Annotated in this window: 19 protein-coding genes; 5 read left to right on the forward strand and 14 right to left on the reverse strand. The window is 41.1% G+C overall.

All coding sequences use genetic code 11. The features are described 5' to 3' along the window. Positions 1–242: 242 nt before the first annotated feature. A complete protein-coding gene (locus ACZ5XX_RS06455; RefSeq protein WP_464583650.1) occupies positions 243–698 on the forward strand; it encodes a multiprotein bridging factor aMBF1 in 456 nt (151 codons plus the stop codon). On the opposite strand, the gene ACZ5XX_RS06460 is transcribed toward ACZ5XX_RS06455, so the two are convergent. From ACZ5XX_RS06460 to nikR, 9 genes are read right to left on the reverse strand one after another with little or no spacing between them, the layout of a single operon-like run. Continuing rightward, positions 695–1048, reverse strand: coding sequence for a DUF356 domain-containing protein (locus ACZ5XX_RS06460; RefSeq protein ID WP_464583652.1), 354 nt, complete (start codon positions 1046–1048; stop codon positions 695–697). The genes ACZ5XX_RS06455 and ACZ5XX_RS06460 overlap by 4 nt on opposite strands. Positions 1049–1061: 13 nt before the next feature. After that, positions 1062–2264, reverse strand: a complete 1203-nt coding sequence (locus ACZ5XX_RS06465; protein WP_464586283.1) for a hypothetical protein — start codon at positions 2262–2264, stop codon at positions 1062–1064. Between the two features lie 50 nt (positions 2265–2314). Next, on the reverse strand, positions 2315–2737 hold the full coding sequence (locus ACZ5XX_RS06470; RefSeq protein ID WP_464583654.1) for a hypothetical protein: 423 nt from the start codon (positions 2735–2737) through the stop codon (positions 2315–2317). A 1-nt stretch (position 2738) separates the two neighbouring features. Next, positions 2739–4163: a Mur ligase family protein gene (locus ACZ5XX_RS06475; RefSeq protein ID WP_464583656.1), complete on the reverse strand. Its 1425-nt coding sequence runs from the start codon at positions 4161–4163 to the stop codon at positions 2739–2741. Between the two features lie 10 nt (positions 4164–4173). Continuing rightward, a complete protein-coding gene (locus tag ACZ5XX_RS06480; RefSeq protein ID WP_464583658.1) occupies positions 4174–5247 on the reverse strand; it encodes a glycosyltransferase family 4 protein in 1074 nt (357 codons plus the stop codon). Next, on the reverse strand, positions 5244–6338 hold the full coding sequence (locus tag ACZ5XX_RS06485; protein ID WP_464583660.1) for an ATP-grasp domain-containing protein: 1095 nt from the start codon (positions 6336–6338) through the stop codon (positions 5244–5246). The genes ACZ5XX_RS06480 and ACZ5XX_RS06485 overlap by 4 nt, the downstream gene beginning before the upstream one ends. A gap of 5 nt (positions 6339–6343) precedes the next feature. Next, positions 6344–6814, reverse strand: coding sequence for a hydrogenase maturation peptidase HycI (gene hycI, locus ACZ5XX_RS06490; protein ID WP_464583662.1), 471 nt, complete (start codon positions 6812–6814; stop codon positions 6344–6346). After that, positions 6811–7584 (reverse strand): methyltransferase domain-containing protein, encoded by a 774-nt coding sequence (locus tag ACZ5XX_RS06495; RefSeq protein ID WP_464583664.1) that lies wholly within the window; start codon positions 7582–7584, stop codon positions 6811–6813. Before ACZ5XX_RS06495 ends, hycI begins: the two co-directional genes overlap by 4 nt. Beyond that, entirely contained in the window at positions 7581–8000 is a 420-nt protein-coding gene (nikR, locus tag ACZ5XX_RS06500; protein WP_464586285.1) for a nickel-responsive transcriptional regulator NikR, read from the reverse strand. The genes ACZ5XX_RS06495 and nikR overlap by 4 nt, the downstream gene beginning before the upstream one ends. A 409-nt stretch (positions 8001–8409) precedes the next feature. Between nikR and ACZ5XX_RS06505 the strand changes: the two genes are divergently transcribed. Both ACZ5XX_RS06505 and ACZ5XX_RS06510 read left to right on the forward strand, forming a co-directional pair. Further along, positions 8410–8799, forward strand: a complete 390-nt coding sequence (locus ACZ5XX_RS06505; RefSeq protein WP_464583667.1) for a CBS domain-containing protein — start codon at positions 8410–8412, stop codon at positions 8797–8799. Positions 8800–8815: 16 nt separating this feature from the next. Continuing rightward, on the forward strand, positions 8816–9271 hold the full coding sequence (locus ACZ5XX_RS06510; protein WP_464583669.1) for a hypothetical protein: 456 nt from the start codon (positions 8816–8818) through the stop codon (positions 9269–9271). On the opposite strand, the gene pheS is transcribed toward ACZ5XX_RS06510, so the two are convergent. From pheS to ACZ5XX_RS06535, 5 genes are read right to left on the reverse strand one after another with little or no spacing between them, the layout of a single operon-like run. Next, positions 9266–10804, reverse strand: coding sequence for a phenylalanine--tRNA ligase subunit alpha (gene pheS, locus ACZ5XX_RS06515; protein WP_464583671.1), 1539 nt, complete (start codon positions 10802–10804; stop codon positions 9266–9268). The genes ACZ5XX_RS06510 and pheS overlap by 6 nt on opposite strands. Positions 10805–10815: 11 nt before the next feature. Continuing rightward, entirely contained in the window at positions 10816–11736 is a 921-nt protein-coding gene (locus ACZ5XX_RS06520; RefSeq protein WP_464583673.1) for a triphosphoribosyl-dephospho-CoA synthase, read from the reverse strand. After that, positions 11733–12710, reverse strand: a complete 978-nt coding sequence (gene hemB / locus ACZ5XX_RS06525) for a porphobilinogen synthase (protein WP_464583675.1) — start codon at positions 12708–12710, stop codon at positions 11733–11735. Before hemB ends, ACZ5XX_RS06520 begins: the two co-directional genes overlap by 4 nt. An 11-nt stretch (positions 12711–12721) precedes the next feature. Continuing rightward, positions 12722–13486 carry a 4Fe-4S ferredoxin gene (locus tag ACZ5XX_RS06530; protein ID WP_464583677.1) on the reverse strand — a complete coding sequence of 255 codons (765 nt, stop codon included), beginning with the start codon at positions 13484–13486 and terminating at the stop codon, positions 12722–12724. A 46-nt stretch (positions 13487–13532) separates the two neighbouring features. Next, positions 13533–14198 (reverse strand): endonuclease III domain-containing protein, encoded by a 666-nt coding sequence (locus tag ACZ5XX_RS06535; RefSeq protein ID WP_464583679.1) that lies wholly within the window; start codon positions 14196–14198, stop codon positions 13533–13535. A gap of 58 nt (positions 14199–14256) precedes the next feature. Between ACZ5XX_RS06535 and ACZ5XX_RS06540 the strand changes: the two genes are divergently transcribed. Together ACZ5XX_RS06540 and aroC are read left to right on the forward strand one after the other, a co-directional pair. Continuing rightward, positions 14257–14922, forward strand: a complete 666-nt coding sequence (locus ACZ5XX_RS06540; RefSeq protein ID WP_464583681.1) for a TIGR00266 family protein — start codon at positions 14257–14259, stop codon at positions 14920–14922. Positions 14923–14933: 11 nt separating this feature from the next. Continuing rightward, entirely contained in the window at positions 14934–16028 is a 1095-nt protein-coding gene (gene aroC, locus ACZ5XX_RS06545; RefSeq protein ID WP_464583684.1) for a chorismate synthase, read from the forward strand. Positions 16029–16093 lie beyond the last annotated feature (65 nt).

Consider the following 16093-nt stretch of genomic DNA (forward strand, 5'->3'; position numbering starts at 1 on the left):
CCACCCCATCTGGGCGCGTCTTTCCATGGACATTCCCTAGGATCCTCACACTCCCATTGATGGAAAATTATTCTCCAAAAGGGTATTAAAGCCTCCTTGCACAACTTTCCCTTTTATGTGATTATAATTATTTCTGTAAAAAGTATATAAACTTTTACCCCCATAAAAAAGGGAGATCCAATATGGGAAGGAGACAAAATAATAAATATCTTAGTCCAATATTATAACCGGGGAGATTTTCTATGAGATGTGAGATCTGCGGTAAGAAGATCATGGGCAGACCTATCAAAGTGAAAATCGAAGGTTCAATAATGGATGTGTGCCCTGATTGTTCAAAGTTCGGTAAAGTGCAAAGACAACCAAAAAAACCCAAGAGGACGCCTAGAAGGAGAACCACAAGGCCCATGGAACCAGTATATGAGGTTCTTGAGGACTATAATAGGATTATAAGAGATGCCAGGGAGAAAAGGAGCTGGTCAAGGGAAGATCTTGCCAAGAAGATGAATGAGAAAGTATCTGTAATTCATAGGATAGAAGCTGGTAGGATGGAACCAGATATAAAACTTGCGAAAAAGTTTGAGAAAACCCTTAATATTCGGATACTGGAAAAATTCGAGGAAGAAGAGACTCTAGGAGAGAGGGCAGGATCATTTAGGGGCGCTACCATCGGGGATATAGCTAGGATAAAGAAACGTTAAACTTCTCTTTTGTGGGAATAATATCCTCTAAATATGGGGGCTTCCCTGATAAGCTCCCCTAAAAGTTTATTCTCTGGATATTCCTCGCTTACAACTATTACATGAGCTGGTGGGTGTATCCTTTTTATCCTTAGTATGGAGGTTGTATCATCCTCTTCAACATTAACCGCAACGGCCACAGAAGACTTCCTCTTCAGCCCTCCAAGGACTGATGATACTATTTTATCCGCCATTTTATTATCTACTAAGCGCGGCTTCCCTTTTATTTTTAAATTAGCATGCCTTTCAAGATCTGCTAAAGCATTAAGCAATTTTTTCTTATTATCGGCTCTGAGGAGTATTAAAGCCATCCCATATCAACTCTTATCTCATAAATGAGCTTATGAGGGTGCTTCTGAACAATAGGAGTATCAGGAGGACGCATCCAAGTGCTGTTTGTATATCCCCTAATATTTCAAAGAAACTGGAACTTATAGGGAGATCCATTGGGGGTGCTGTTCTATGATCTGGTAGAGGGGTGTAATAGACTCCCACAGCCTTTGAACCAGGCTTCACGTTTATATCCTTTGGCTCCACATAATTAACGCCTATGATAAGACCATTATCTATGGCATCATTTATCTCTTTGGCTATGGCTTCTTCACTATAACCTTTCTCTTTAACTGTAGCCTTAACAATTTCCTGTGTTGTCTGTATAACCCCTGCTTCATCACTACCATATACTGAAACAGAAACAGTACCCTCTGTAACTGTTATGGCATCCCGCAGCGCATCATATGCATAGATAGTCTTAAGGGGTGTTCCATCCAATGGACAAACTTTATAATTCTCTGCAGTAGGATAACCTGCGCTCCAACCGCAATGTGGACAGACCTTTGCATAAGGTTGATCCATGGGGTAACCTGTCTCATTCAAATTAGCTGGTGTGAACATGTCACCTGTGGACACGCCAGATGCCACATTAACAGCACCACCACCATACTTTTCACCAGCATTCTCTGCGACATCCTTAAAGACTTCTGAGACTATCACTGTGGCAGGATACCCATCACGTATCATTTTACCGATTTTTATCGCCACTTCTTTCCTGACAGCGGAGGCCGTACCATATTTTGGATTACCATGGGTATTCCTAAGATGGATTATAGCACCCTTTTTCCCTGGTGGCAGGACAGCTAACCCCCCAGAATAGGGTGTTACCGTGATAGTGCCATCATCTTCTACAATGACAACATAAGCATCGAAGGAGCCTCCAACAGCCGCCCCTTTATCAGGACCCCCACACATTATCCTTATACCAGGGTATCCACTCGCGGCCGAAGCAGCCTCTTTGGCGGTTCCACCATTCTTAAGGATGTTTATAGCGTCTACGATTGCCATGAGACGGGGAATGGCCTCCCCTTCACCACCAGATAGGATTGTGAAATGGTGTTCCTTGGATAATATGAAGGTTGATTGGAACATGTTCTGTGCAAAGGACATGCTACCCCCTGCGAATCCGTTGGGGTCCTGTCCACTGGGGTCTGTGACTACTATAACATTCAAGGTTGCGGCCGAAGTTCCCATTAGGATATTGAAGATTATGAATATTCCAAGGAATTTGATAATTTTCCCCTTCATCTTACTTTCACCACTGAAAAGTCTTCGATAACATTCACGGTTACTATACCCGTTTTTTTATCAACTTTAACATCCGCGGCTACAATAGGGGTAAGGCTAGTCCCTGGGATTGTTGATAGTTTAGCGAATTTCTCAGCATTTGATATGGCCTCGTCTAATGGAATGCTCCTCTTAGATGTTACTAGAATATCACCTTTGATGTAACTTCCCTGTCTGAAACCAGCGGCTGCAATATTCGCCCTTATAGATTCTATGGGTACTATGTCATTTCCCTTAACTATAACCCCTGAGATGGGCACTCCTTCTGGTTCGGCTGTTGATGATGCATATGAAAGGTATGTCATGAACCTGCCTGAAACGATAAGGATATATGCCACTAGTAATATGAGTAGGGTATCTCTTCTAACCTGTATTAGCATCTTATCCACCTTTAATTTTTAGGATTTTTTTGAGTATTGTTGATGCGGGATCCATGCCCTGGGCTCCTATCAGTAGTATTATATCATCCTCTGAAGCTCTATTTAATGCTTCTATAAGCGCCTCTTCAAGTTTTCTATGATGTGTGTATTTTATCCTGTGCTCTTGGAGGACTTCAAGGAAGGCTTCTCTTTCATGATCTTTTACCATGTTGAGATCGTCTACCACATCATAACTATCAGTAACTATGAGGTTATAGTCTATATCCTTTATTGTTTTTGCAAGGGCTCTTGCATTTGCGATGTTGATTTCTTTTCCACGGGAGCCTCTTATGGCACATACTATCCATAATCTTCCATTTAAGGTGGCTACACTTTCTATTGTTGCCTTTATACCATCAGGGTTATGGGCGAAATCATCAATAATAAGAGGGTTCTCATGGATAATCGAAAACCTCCTCTTCAAAGGCTTATATGATGATACTCCAACTCTTATATCCTCTATTGGTATTTTAAGGTGGATGCATGCCGCTATAGCCGCGAGGGCGTTCTGTATGAAATGTCTGCTCTGGAATGGCAAATCATCCCTTGAGATTGATAGTCTATCATTGATATAGATACCATTTTCTCTATATGATACTGATGTCCCTTCGCCATAAAAGAAACTTTTAATTTTCTTATTCAGGCTAGCCATTGACCTCACGCGATCATCTTCATAATTTAAGACTGCAATCCCCCTATTCATAGCCCTCACAGCCCCTGAGACCTCCCATTGGGCCTCCTCTATAGAATTCAGCAATCCTATATGATCAAGGGCCACGTTTGTGACCACAACAACCTCGGGGTCTATTGCACGTGTCATAAGATATGCATGATCCTCCATTACTCTACCAAGCCACCCTTGAACCTCCGAAACTTCCACTACTAAATATTCAAGTTTTTTCTCCCGGGCTTCCTTGGCTATCTGGGCTGGGACAACGGGATCGATAAGAGTGTTAAATTCTGATTTTGAATCAGTATTAGTGTAGGCTTCCCTCCCTGAACTTTTTAGTATGTGGTATATCATATGTGTAGTTGTTGACTTACCATTAGTACCAGTGACCACAATCCTTCTCGTCTCAGGGGCGAATTTTTTAATAGCCCATCTAAGGGCGAATGCATTGGCAAATTCTATCCTATCAACTAAGATTATGGGAATCCCAGAATCTTCGGCGGATTTTAGGGCTCCTCCACGAGGATCTGCTGTTATAATAGCGCAAATACCCCTCTCCAAGCCCATTCTCACACCATTATCATCAATCCAATGTCTTATGACAATGTCGCCTTCCCTAGCATCGCCTAAAGTGGTGAAGATACCATCGAATCTCCTATCCTGGCCTTTAAGTTCTCCTCGGACTTTATCTGCTATCAACTTAAGGGAAAGCACCATATTAACCGCCTTAACCTGTTGGGAACACTCCCCTAAAGTATAAGCCAATGGCACATACAATCAATGTTACGAGCCAATACATTAATACTATGTTCTTCTCAGACAGGCCTTTATAATGGAGTGTGTGATGCAATGGTTCCACAGGAAGTCTTATTATATGGGCCCTATGAAGCAAACTTATTACAACAGAAACGATAGGGACGGTTAAAGCCAAAACACCAAAATATACTATGCCTGTTAGGATCACTGCAGCCGCATACCCCCCTCCAAGGGCGAATGATCCAGTATCACCCATAAATATGGATGCTGGGTACTTGTTGAACACTAAAAAGCCTATACTTGAACCTGCAAGTACAATGAATGGCACGGCCTCCATGGGCTGGGAATTCAAATAAAGAAATAGTGCACAGGAGGCGGATGCTATGGCCATTATACCAGCTGCCATACCATCCATTCCATCTATAAGATTAACGGCATTTATAGCCCCTATCACACCAAACACTACAATGGGTATCATGAATATTCCAAGTTGGAATCCTCCAAGGCCTGTCACGGCACCTGAAAGCACGAGCAGAACCCCTGGTAGGCACTGTACGATTATCTTGTCTCGTTCCCTGATCTCATATTTGATGGGAACCTCCCCCACTACTGATATGAGATCCTTCCCTTTGAGTCTTCTAAAATCGGATTTCGCCTTTGGCGTTGCGACTCTAGCTTCTTCACCAGGTTTTAGTATGAGTTGGCCTATCTCAACGGGTCTATTGGATATGTTCCTTATGATCTTTTGAACTTCTCTCGTCCTTAGACCGAGTAGGTCATCAAGTAAACCTATAAGGGCTGATACTATTATTATGAGGGTTGTTAGGATGAGATTCAAGTTATCTTTTAATGGGATTGTTATACATATTATAGCAAGTAGCATCCCTAAACCGCCCATTGTTGGGGTTCCCGTTTTATGTTTATGTTCTGTGACAATTGGCTTGTCAGTGATATGTGCTTCCTTTAATGTTTTCCTTACAAAGAATGTGAATATTATTGAGAGTGTTATTGTGGTGATGAGGATTTCCATGAGTTTTGGGATCATTTTATCAACCTTATATTTAATTTTTTAAGGATTTCTTTGGTTTTCTTTTTATTGGTGGATCTTATGGTTATTCTCTTGTGACCTTCCGGCCCGTGGAGTATCCAACTGTTTTCGCCTTTGAAGGTTCTTGGCGGATTATTATATTCAAATTCTCCTACTGGTATTTCTAGTGCGTGGAATTTTCTGCGGACGAGTTTTTTCTGTTTCCATTCGCCCATGGCCATGTTAATGAGTTGTTCTAATGGGTGGATTCCTGTTGAGGCGGCTGATAAATATCTTGTACCGCTTGGTCTTGTGTTGACTTCAATGGTGTACAGTTCTCGGCTTTCTGGGTGGAATATCATGTCGATGTCTGTGTTTCCTTCTGCTTGGAGCTTTTCTGTTATCCTCTGGGCCAATCTTAATACTTTTTTATTGTTTAATCCTGGGATATCTGCGGGGGCTTTTTTCACTTTTTGGAGTGGGTGTATCCCCTTTGTTGTTGTTTTGCCTTTGTCTACTACTACTATGGGGAATGATTTATCATCCCATCTTAGGACTTCTACTGAGATTTCATGGCCATTGATATAATCTTCCATTATGGCCTTTTTATAAATTTTGAGGTAGGATTTTATACTTTCTTTATTCTTTGCTATTAGCAGGTTTTGGCCGCCTTGCCCTTTTTCTTGTTTGAGGACTGTGGGATAACTTGTCTCCGGGATTTTATCCTCTATTATATGATAGTTTGGAGTTTTTATATTGTTTTCTTTGAAGAATTCTTTTGTTTTTATTTTATTGGTGGATATTATGGTGGTTTTTGTGTTTGATGCTATTACTGGTATGTTGTATTCTTTTTCTAGTTTTTCTTTCATCTTTGCAACTTCGATTAGTGGCGGATCCACGCCTATGAGCGGCACTATCGCGTCCACGTCTTCGCGGAGGGCTATTTCTGTAGGTGTGTCCATGCCTCTTGGCACTATGTAGTGTTTGTCTGCTAGGTCCAAGTTGGGGGCTTTTGGGTTGGATTCTGTGAGAATTGTGGTTATTCCCATCCTCTTGGCATAATCTGCCACGTCATTGAATAGGCGGGCGCCGATAAATAGTATTTTCATTATTATCACTGGATTGTTTTGTTGAGGATTGCGATGAGCCTTTCCATGGATCTTCTTACGGGCTCTGATATTCTAGTGGAGAAGTCTAACCTTTTGGGTTGTATCCCGATTAGGATTATCCTATAATCTTTATGAGCTTGTAGGTATTCTATGAGGAATGATAGTGGCATTGCATGGGTTGATATGTTGTAATTGGCTACTTTATCCTTTTCTATGATTTTTATCGTGCCTGGTTTGGCTCCCATCTCCACAGCATCTATGATTATGATATGGGTTGGGTTCTCTTTTTTGATTTTCCCTGTGAAGTTTTCGGGTACTGTGCCACCATCTATGATTATGAGGTTTTCATTTTTTGAAAGTTTTTTCGCGATGGCCGGTCCTAGTCCATCGTCTCCCCTTAATTCGTTTCCAACAGTGAGAATAAGAACCTTCCCATGGTTTTTTAGGAATTTTTCAAGTCCTTTTTTTATGTTCATGTGTTCTGGTCCTCTATGTCTTTGATTTTGGCTTTTATTGTGTTGAGCCCTCCTCCCATTTTATAGGATAAGGTGACTTTTATCATGTAATTTTCTTCTTTGATTTCTTCTATTGGTATAAGTAGTGGTGGGTTCATCATCTGGGTTGGGCCTGCTATGATATTCTCTGTAAGTAGTGTGAATGTGGTTATTTTTAATCCATTGGCTTTACCATTCGCCGGGATTTTGAACGTTTTCTTAAATTTTTCATTTATTTTTTCCTTGAATCTTATATTATCGTAGATTATTAATCTTCCTTTAGTCTTGTATTCGTAGTTTTCATCGTATCTGATCGTCTCTGAGTCCATTTCTATCGCTTCAACCCCGTTGATAACACCATAGGGTATCATCTGCCCGCCTTCTTTCAGATGTTTTAAGCATTTGTTTATTATGGGTGCTTGTTCTTCGTCTATGAGGGCTGTATCTAGCATTTCACAGATTATGGTATCTGCTTGAAGGGGGAAATTATATGAGAGAGCATCAGCGTGAACTACCTTCACATTGGGGAGGTTTGCAAGGTTGCTGGCGGCGTATGATGCTATTTTTTCATCCTTTTCTATTGCAAAAACAGTTTTAGAATATGGTGCCGCGAAGTAGGATAGTATCCCGCTCCCGGCACCTATATCATAGACTATGCCATGGGCATGTTCTCTTATAGCCTCATAAAAACCCGAAAGTCTTTCATAATCCTTTAGGAGGTCGTGATGGTACGTTGTCACGAGAAATTTCATTTTTCGTGTTCTATGTCCTTGCCTGTGGATGTGCTTATGAGCCTCACATGTTCAACGCCCTTAAGTCTCATCATCTTCTCTGTCAGTTCACGGATTTTCTCAACATCTCCCCTGACCACTATGACCTCTAGGCAGTGCCTTTCTGTCATGTGAACATGCATGACAGCACTTATATACTCGCGGTAGGCATGTTGTATGTCCGCAAGGTCTTCCATGACCCCAGTATAGTGATGGTCATAAATTACTGCGATCACACCCACCCTCTCTCCTTCCATCTCCTTCATCCACTGATAACGGACTATATAATCTTTTATAGCATCCCTTATACCCTTAGACCTTGACTGATAGCCCCTATCACGTAATACCTCATCAAATTCATTAAGCAGATCCTTTGGTAATGACATGCTTATACGCATCACCTATTATCCCTCCTCTAGATTTATACTAAAATATTATATTAATAATCTAACATAATATTTAAAGTTTAATTTATCAACCCACTAAAATAATCCATGCGCATGCTACGGAGCTCCAAAGTTTAGATCAGATGAACCTACACACCATATTGATTGTGTGGGGGCAACAAACCAGGAAAGGGACACATCCATCCAATAGCTTTAAGTTTATTAGTATTAGGGTGAACTAATCCCCCTTAATTGAAGTTGGGGGCTTTGGAAGGTGATCCATCAAACCTCTGCATAGGACTAGATGACAATCTTTAAAGGCTGGCTCCTATAAGCTAATGTCTGTATTTAAAATTTAAAGGAGGTGAGAAGCCCGCCCCCCACACCTTTACAGGCAAGGTTTATCCGGCGGGCGTTAAAAATGAAGGTTAAAGAGGCTATGAACCCAGAAGTTATAACAATAGGCCCTGATACAGAACCAATTGAAGCTTTTAAGAAAATGTATAAACATGGTATCAGAAGACTCTTTGTATTAGATGACGAGGGAAAACCTGTGGGCGTGGTATCATACACTGACCTTGTCGGAGTACTAGGATCAAGGAAACCTAAAAAGAGACTAAAAATAGAGGATATCATGGTCAAGGATGTTATCACAATATCTGCTAAGGACGACATTGAAGACGCTGCAAATCTCATGCTAAGGGCTGACGTTTCAGGTTTGCTCGTAGTAGATGATGATAAGGCTGTTGGTGTTATAACAAAAACAGATATTTGCAGGTTAGTAGCCGCCGGTATCCTAGTCCCCATATAGGCCATGGTGGGACAGTATGATAATAATAACGAAAAAGGAGAACATCATATACGAAGAGATAAAGAATCTTAAACCAGAATTCATAGATGGGATACCAGAGAAGATAATTAAGATGAGAGTGGACATATCAGAACACGATTACCATGAAATACTCAATGATTTACAATCAAAAAATCTTATAATACGTGAAAATGGTAAGATAAAACCCCAGAAGGTCAAGGATGAAATCAAGGTAGTTGAAAACAAAAGGGAAGTTAAAATCGAAGAATTAAACCAACTAGAAAAAGAGGCCATTAAAATAATCAAAGAATTGGCAGTGGATGGTCTGATCCCACGGTACACCCTCGAGGGGAACCTACTCTATGGCAAATTGAGACTAGACAACCTCCAAATGTATAAGCTCCTACTATCACTAGAAAATAAAAAAATCCTGAGAAAAAATGGTGAATATTATAGGCTTTTACTCTCATGATCTTGGGGGGCGTACCGGTAAACTCCTAAGCCATCCCAGGTTGCTCTGATACAACATCCTTATATCTTTTATACCTAATCTTATCATCGCCAACCTTTCTATGCCAAGGCCGAAAGCCGCTACTGGAGTTTCAACCTGGAGGGGCTCCAGAACTTCTGGTCTGAACATCCCAGCCCCCCCAAGTTCTATCCATGTTTTCTTTTCAGGGAGATAGATCTCGCACTCAGTTGACAAATAAGTGTAAGGGAAGTATGCTGGTCTGAATCTGACCCTGAATCCTAGTCTACTGTAAAATTCTCTCAAGATCCCGAGCAAGTTCCTAAATGTAACATTTTCAGCTGCGACTATACCCTCAACCTGGTGGAATTCTGGAAGATGTTTATAGGTTATGGTCTCCCTCCTGAAAACCCTCCCAATGGAGAACATTTTTAAAGGTGGTTTGTTTTCAAGGAGGAAGCGTGCAGATACACATGTTGTATGGGTCCTCAATACACTCTTTTTCGCGATTTCAACATCCCATTTGTATTGCCAACCTTCTGAGCCAGTTAACCCCCCATACTCATGGACCATCTTAACCTTCTCAACCAAACTTTTACTTGGCAATTTAGTCTCTGGGGGATTCTTAACATAGAATGTGTCCTGCATTTCCCTAGCGGCGTGATCCTGGGGTTGGAAGAGACAATCAAAATTCCAGAACGCAGATTCTATTATTGGGCCCCTGGCTTCTGTGAAACCCATCTTAAGGAATATGTCCCTGATTTCCCCTATTATACGTTTTAATGGATGCATTTTGCCTGGGAAGATTGTTGGATATTCTGCGTGGATGTCGTACCCTCTATAGTATAATTTTTTCCATTTTCCGGTTTTTAGGTCTTCATGGGTTAGTTGTGTGGCCTCTTCCCGTATCTCTAATCCGCTCTCTAGGATGGCTTTGCCTTTATCTGTTAATTGTATTTCGTGTTCCTTAACCTTTTTTACTTTTAAAAGCCCCTTTCTTTGGTTGAGTAGTTTGAATGCTTCTTTGAATTCATCTGATAGAGATGATAATCTTATTCGGCCTTTTTCTGCGAGTTCCTTTAATAGTATTTCATCAGGTCCTAGTCTTTCTAATGATTTTTCACCCTCTGATGTTATCTTGAGGGTGTTGTCTTCAATCTTGGCCCATTTTTTCCTCATTAGCCAACCTATAGCGACTTTGGCCTCTGTCTTGTCCAAGTTGCTTTTTTCCATGATCTTGGATATTTTTAATGGGCCTTCTTTTGAGAGTAGTTGGAGTATTTGTCTTTCTGGCAGCCCTTTTATTGCATATTTTTTAGTTGTTTTTGTGGGTTTGAGTATTTTGTCCATGCTCTTATGGACACTTACAAGTCCTTTGGACTCTAACGATCCTAGGGCGCTCATAACAGCTTTTATATCCATTTTTTGCGATTTTACAATATTCTCTGGGTTTATTGGTGGTTCAAGTTTTTCCAGGGCCTTCAAAACCTTCTTTTCATATAGGTGGAGTTCGTCGATTATGCGTTCAACATCCATTGTGGCACCTTCTATTCTATTTTATCCCAATAGTAGTCTATGAGTCCCACCATTATGGAGGAGGCTGTTAAATCTGCGGTTGTGCCAGGATTTATACCCCTTTTTTGCAGTTTTTTGTCAAGGCTTTTAAGGGCTTTTAGTCCCTGTCCTGTTAATATTCCCCCTTTGTTGAGTATTTCCATGGCTTCATTTGTCACTTTTACAGCCGCTTCTTTGCCATGTTGTCTTTGTATGAGGGTGTCTTGGAAGTTCGATAGGATTGTTAGAAATGTCTGAACGACAGCGGCGTTCATATCAGCCTTCTTGTAAGTTTCTTTAAATGTTGGGAATCCTATGTTAAATGTTATTGGCATTGAACTTGTAAGTTCTCTTGCTATGAGATCCCATGAGGATGAGAGTTTGAGAACGTCAAATAATGTGACCTTTTCTTTTATGATCTTAGTCTTGGATTCTTCATCATTAACATCAAATTGGTCCTGTTTTCCCATCCCCCCAGGTTGGGCTATTGAAATGGCTTCATAAAGGTCCACGGCATCTTGGGGTGTTGTCTGTAACATTATCCTGTTTACTGTTTCTCTGAGGCCTTGAAGGTCCTTTTCTGTTATCATACCCGCGGCAGAGGCTAGTGGTGTTAGTAACATTACAATGCCTAGGTTGGTGTTTGTGGACACCCACTGGCGGGTTTCTTTTATCGCGTTTAGTATGAGGTTTCCAATTTTGATTGGTGAGAAGTCCAATTCGTCTTTTAGCCTAGCACCCCTTCTAGCCGCTTCATGCATGGTGTCTCCTATGACAATGGCACTTATGATAAAATCCTCAAAGCTCATGTCATGGAAGTTTTGTGTTCTGTGCACGTTCCCAGGTTTTGGGTATCCACTAACTTCAAGGGCAGCTGCCATTTGAGCTATTTTCGCGACTAATGATGGCTTCATCGCCTTAAACCCCCATCTAATAGCCTTGGCGTGAAATGTGATACTATAAGGTCAGCGCCCGCCCTTTTAATGGATAATATAGATTCATATATGGCGTCTTCTGTTAGGTAACCTTTTTGGATGGCTGCCATTATCATTGAATACTCCCCACTTACATTATATGCAGCCACTGGTGTGTTAAACTCTTCTCTGAGAGACCTTATAATATCTAGGTAGGGCAGGGCTGGTTTCACCATTATGATGTCAGCACCCTCTTCTATATCGAGTCTAGCCTCGAGTATGGCCTCTTTTGCATTAGCAGGGTCCATCTGGTAGGTTTTTCTGTCGCCGAATGATGGTGTGGAGGATACCGCCTCTCTAAATGGTGCATAGAATGATGATGCGTATTTAACTGCATATGACATTATTGGAACATCCTGGAAACCATTCTCATCTAGGCTTTTTCTTATAGCCGCGACTCTACCATCCATCATATCAGATGGTGCCACCATATCGGCCCCTGCCCTTGCATGTGACACCGCAATCTTTCCAAGGTATTCTAGGGTTTCATCGTTAAGTATTTTCCGGTTTTTAACTATCCCACAGTGTCCATGGCTTGTATATTGACAAAGGCACACATCTGTTATGATAACAAGTTCTGTTTCTTCCTTGAGTAATCTGATGGTCTTCTGGACTATTCCCTTCTCATCAAATGCTGATGATCCTATATCGTCCTTTTCCGATGGTATTCCAAAGAGTATAATAGTGTTCAATCCTTTTTTTTCAAGTTTTTTAAGTTCATCAGCAGCGGCCTCTGGTGAATACCTATATTGTCCAGGCAGGGTCTCTATGGGCTCCTTAGATCCTCTTTTAAGATTTTCCTTCACGAAGACCGGGTATATCATATTACTAGGGGATATTCTTGTCTCTTTCACAATTTCTCTCATTTTATCGGTTTTTCTCAATCTTCTCATCCTTTTTGTGGGGAACTTCATACTAATCACATTTATTCTGCTTTAACATCTACTAGTGGCTTCACACGTCCTATAGCTTGCTCAACAGCATCAGGATCAGCTAGGACCCTTATAGCATCATTTTCACATTCCGTGGCGCATCTGCCACAACATCTGCAAAGTCTATTATCTATTTGGGCCTTGCCACTTTTAATCTTGATCGCCTTAATAAAACATTTTTTGAGACAATCTCCACAACCAATGCAATTTTCTTTGATGAATTCCAGTCTAACACCACTCATTGGTGTTATGCTCTTGGCAAGTTCCCTTGGAAGTTCTGGTATCATCTTCCAGAGGCAACAGCAGGGACAACAATTACATATTGATAAAAGCTCTTCCTTTGGGCCGGTGTTCAACCATACCGTGTCTATCTTGTTCCTGCCGATGATATGAACCAAACCGGCTTTTTCACACTCCTCAATGTGCTTTATAGCCTCATCCTTTGATATTAGTTTCCCAACCTTCTTGGATATCCTATTAGCTCCTTTTCCAAGGAATAGACACCCCAATTCGTGGGGGTAGTCTTTGCAATTGGATGAAACCCTGCATATGCAGAAGTCCATTTTGAATATGTACCTTGATTTAGATATTATTTCCTTGAGGACTTGACTGGGTAGGATAGAATTGTTTGGCGGGTCAATTTTAACATCTAATTTGATGGTCTCATCCCTTGGAAGCACTTGGATGTCATCCCCTTCAAAAAATAGCTTGTGAACAATCTTTCTGAAAATCTTTGACCTTCGAGCCAACCTTGCCAACTTAAACCTCTCTTTGAAGGTTAACTTAATGATCCTAATACTTATATCAGTGAACGCCACCATAAAAATCACTTAGGAGAGGATCTCTAGCAGATTTACGCTTATAATATCTTTTACCATGTTCTACTAGTAGGGCATGATATTCTTGGAATATCCTATAATCGGATGGCAGACTGTCCTTGAACAATTTCTTGATCTCCATATATTTCTCATCACCATTTATCAGTTTAAGGTTTTTGAGGATCCTAAGGGTATAGGAATCAACGATAAACTCTGGAATTTTATATGCATATAATAGTATTGTATCTGCTGTCTCATCACCCACACCTTTGATTGAGAGCAGCTCATCCCTTCTGGGAACACCCTTAAGGGTTATGAAAAATTTCGAGATCTCTTTTAAATATCCTGCTTTCTGGTTCAGAAAACCTGCAGGTTTTATCAATTCAGCAAGTTTTGAATGCCTCATTTCAATGAGACTGCAAGGTTTAAGGGCTTTTGCCTTCGCAAGATTTATAAGGGCCCTTGATGCCATCTTCCATGTTGTATTCTGCGCAAGAATAGAACCAACCCAAACTTGGAATACTTCATCTCTATCATGTGGTGGTGAATAATCCCCTGGATGATATGATAGTTCACCTTTCTTATCAAGTAAAGGCCACCAACCCTGCTCTCCATAAGCCTTGAATAATTTCTTATAGATCATTCTAATCATGGACTCCATACTACTAGGGTTATATGTTGGATGACACATAATTTTCTCTTGTGATACCATGAAATATAATATAATCCACAGGCCAAGTTTCAGTTTAGTTGAGGTTGAACTAGAAGCTGGTGAAAGCATAAAAGCAGAGCCAGGGGCCATGGTCTCCATGAGCGAAAATATACAGGTAGAGACGGCCACTGGGGGTGTTTTCAAGGCCCTTGGCAGGGTATTGGGTGGTGAACGTTTGTTCATGAACACGTTTTATGCTGATGGTGGTCCTGGAACCATCGAACTTGCGCCACCATATACTGGTGATATCGAAGCCTTTGAACTTGAGGGTACAATTTATGCTCAGAGTGGATCATACTTAGCATCGGCTGAGGATATCGAGATTGAAACAAAATTTGGAGGCTTTAAAACTTTCTTTGCAAGGGAGGGGTTATTCCTTTTGAGATTGACGGGTTATGGTCCCCTTTTCTTGTCAAGTTTTGGGGGTATCTATAAAAGAAGAATTGAAAATGGAAAGTTCGTCATAGACACTGGCCATATTGTAGCATTTACAGATGGCCTAGACTTCAAGGTTAGAAGAATTAGCGGGCTTAAAAGCACAATATTCGGTGGAGAGGGATTAATAGCCGAATTTAGTGGTGATGGAACAGTATATATACAGACAAGGAGTGTTGACAGTTTCATCAACTGGTTAAAACCTTATTTACCCCAGGGAAGTAAGTAGAGTGATCCCCTATGGGAGGTAACACATTAGGTAAGATCTTTCAGGTTACAACATTCGGCTCCAGCCATGGCAGGGCCATCGGAGCCGTAGTTGACGGATGCCCAGCCGGCCTATCCTTAGGTGTCGAGGATATACAAAGAGAACTTGATAAGCGACGTCCAGGTACAAGTGCCATAACAACCCCACGCAGGGAAAAGGACAAGGTAGAAATCCTATCAGGGATATTCCAGGGTAAGACGGATGGAACACCAATAGCAGCTATAGTATACAATGAGGATGTGGACTCATCAGCCTATGAGGCCATCAAATATAAGCCGAGACCAGGACATGGAGATTATACCTGGAGGGCGAAGTTCGGACACTATGATTATCGTGGAGGTGGACGGGGGAGTGGCAGAATCACCATAGGCCACGTTATAGGAGGTGCTATAGCAAAGAAACTCCTAGAAACCTTCAACATCAAAGTAATAGGACATGTGACACAGATAGGTAACATCAAAGCGAGGAGGATAGACCCTAAACACATCGAAGAATACAGTTTAAATAATCTTGTAAGATGTGCTGATAAAAAAGCCGCTGAAAAAATGGAAAAACTCATATTAGACACTAAAAAGAAGGGAGATTCTGTTGGTGGCATAGTTGAGGTCATAGTATTAGGGGCTCCCGCAGGACTTGGAGAACCAGTATTTTCAAAATTAGACGCTGATATCGCCTATGCACTCATGGGCATAGGTTCAGTGAAGGGCGTTGAAATAGGCTTAGGTTTCAAAGTCGCCGAATGCAATGCAAGTGAAGTAAATGATGAATATTATATCGAAGAAGGTGAGATAAAGACAATCACTAACAACTCTGGTGGTATCATAGGCGGCATATCCAATGGGATGCCAATAGTTGCAAGGATAGCTGTAAAACCCACACCATCAATTTCACTGCCTCAAAAGACGATTAATTTCAAAACCATGAAAGAAACAACAATACAGATAAAGGGTCGGCACGACCCCTGTATATGTCCAAGGATAGTGCCAGTAGCAGAGGCAAGCATTGCAATAATAATCGCAGACCACCTAATAAGGGCCGGTTTCATACACCCATGTCGGATAAAATAATATCCATACAGAATCGGCACAAAAGAGAAATTTTATCCCATATCAGAGGCAATGGAGGGGAATTT

Source organism: Methanothermobacter crinale, assembly GCF_055397825.1.

Coding starts and splice junctions, on each gene's coding strand:
- ACZ5XX_RS06520 (WP_464583673.1), bottom strand. CDS start 11,736: ATGAAGCCATCATTAGTCGCGAAAATAGCTCAAATGGCAGCTGCCCTT.
- ACZ5XX_RS06465 (WP_464586283.1), bottom strand. CDS start 2,264: ATGGGAACTTCGGCCGCAACCTTGAATGTTATAGTAGTCACAGACCCC.
- ACZ5XX_RS06475 (WP_464583656.1), bottom strand. CDS start 4,163: ATGGTGCTTTCCCTTAAGTTGATAGCAGATAAAGTCCGAGGAGAACTT.
- ACZ5XX_RS06495 (WP_464583664.1), bottom strand. CDS start 7,584: ATGAAATTTCTCGTGACAACGTACCATCACGACCTCCTAAAGGATTAT.
- ACZ5XX_RS06540 (WP_464583681.1), top strand. CDS start 14,257: ATGAAATATAATATAATCCACAGGCCAAGTTTCAGTTTAGTTGAGGTT.
- hycI (WP_464583662.1), bottom strand. CDS start 6,814: ATGAACATAAAAAAAGGACTTGAAAAATTCCTAAAAAACCATGGGAAG.
- ACZ5XX_RS06535 (WP_464583679.1), bottom strand. CDS start 14,198: ATGATTAGAATGATCTATAAGAAATTATTCAAGGCTTATGGAGAGCAG.
- ACZ5XX_RS06485 (WP_464583660.1), bottom strand. CDS start 6,338: ATGAAAATACTATTTATCGGCGCCCGCCTATTCAATGACGTGGCAGAT.
- ACZ5XX_RS06510 (WP_464583669.1), top strand. CDS start 8,816: ATGATAATAATAACGAAAAAGGAGAACATCATATACGAAGAGATAAAG.
- nikR (WP_464586285.1), bottom strand. CDS start 8,000: ATGCGTATAAGCATGTCATTACCAAAGGATCTGCTTAATGAATTTGAT.
- ACZ5XX_RS06455 (WP_464583650.1), top strand. CDS start 243: ATGAGATGTGAGATCTGCGGTAAGAAGATCATGGGCAGACCTATCAAA.
- ACZ5XX_RS06480 (WP_464583658.1), bottom strand. CDS start 5,247: ATGATCCCAAAACTCATGGAAATCCTCATCACCACAATAACACTCTCA.
- hemB (WP_464583675.1), bottom strand. CDS start 12,710: ATGAAGTTCCCCACAAAAAGGATGAGAAGATTGAGAAAAACCGATAAA.
- ACZ5XX_RS06460 (WP_464583652.1), bottom strand. CDS start 1,048: ATGGCTTTAATACTCCTCAGAGCCGATAATAAGAAAAAATTGCTTAAT.
- ACZ5XX_RS06470 (WP_464583654.1), bottom strand. CDS start 2,737: ATGCTAATACAGGTTAGAAGAGATACCCTACTCATATTACTAGTGGCA.
- aroC (WP_464583684.1), top strand. CDS start 14,934: ATGGGAGGTAACACATTAGGTAAGATCTTTCAGGTTACAACATTCGGC.
- pheS (WP_464583671.1), bottom strand. CDS start 10,804: ATGGATGTTGAACGCATAATCGACGAACTCCACCTATATGAAAAGAAG.
- ACZ5XX_RS06505 (WP_464583667.1), top strand. CDS start 8,410: ATGAAGGTTAAAGAGGCTATGAACCCAGAAGTTATAACAATAGGCCCT.